Origin of the sequence: Streptomyces cacaoi (assembly GCF_006539165.1) — a bacterium.
Classification (GTDB): Bacteria; Actinomycetota; Actinomycetes; order Streptomycetales; family Streptomycetaceae; genus Streptomyces; species Streptomyces cacaoi.
In genome coordinates, this window is sequence record NZ_BJMM01000185.1 from 1 (window position 1) to 675 (window position 675).

Consider the following 675-nt stretch of genomic DNA (forward strand, 5'->3'; position numbering starts at 1 on the left):
CCGCCCAGGACCAGCACCGATTTCACCAAACACCTGTGCTCAGGCATCGCCGGGCACAAGCGTGCCGAATTGAAGGAGCTGCGACGCAGAAACCGAGAGCTTGAGCAGGAGAGCACTTTCCTGAAAGCCGTTCCGTCGCGCTGGCGAAGCTCACCGGCCTTGGCCGCGAGCTCGTGCATCCATACGAGAGGCACCTCGTGGAGGTCTGCATGTCCTCCCGTCGGGCTCAGCCACGCTCCGGCCGGGTAGATCGCAGGACCGAGGCTCACACCCTCCTCGACGGCCTGGGCCAGAGCGATGCCGAGGCCGCCGAGCTCGCGTACTGAGGTCTCCCCCGCGTCGAGAGCCGCGCGGAGACCGGGCACGGCTCGCGCTATGTCGTCACCGTACCGCGGCCGATCGAAGCAGCTGTCCGACCGCCTTGACCGCGACTCGGACGCTCCCGCCTGGGACGTAGGTCATCGGGATCTCCGAGATCCGGGTGATGCGAACCTGGTTCGGGTCCGCGCCGGCACGGACAGCCTCGGCTGTCGCGGCCTCCCGCGCCTCGTTCAGACACTTCTCCCGGCCGTGCTCGTCGTAGGAGTACACGCGGTCGACTGTTCCCGATGCCTCGGCGATGGCGGCCCCCACGGCGTTCGCGACCGGAGACAGGTCGTGCCGGATCACCTTCGA

1 pseudogene is annotated in these 675 nt (G+C 68.0%); it reads right to left on the reverse strand.

Annotated elements, in window-relative coordinates:
• Nucleotides 1-381: 381 nt before the first annotated feature.
• A pseudogene (locus SCA03_RS35450) lies at nt 382-675 on the reverse strand (hydantoinase/oxoprolinase family protein); the annotation flags it as partial.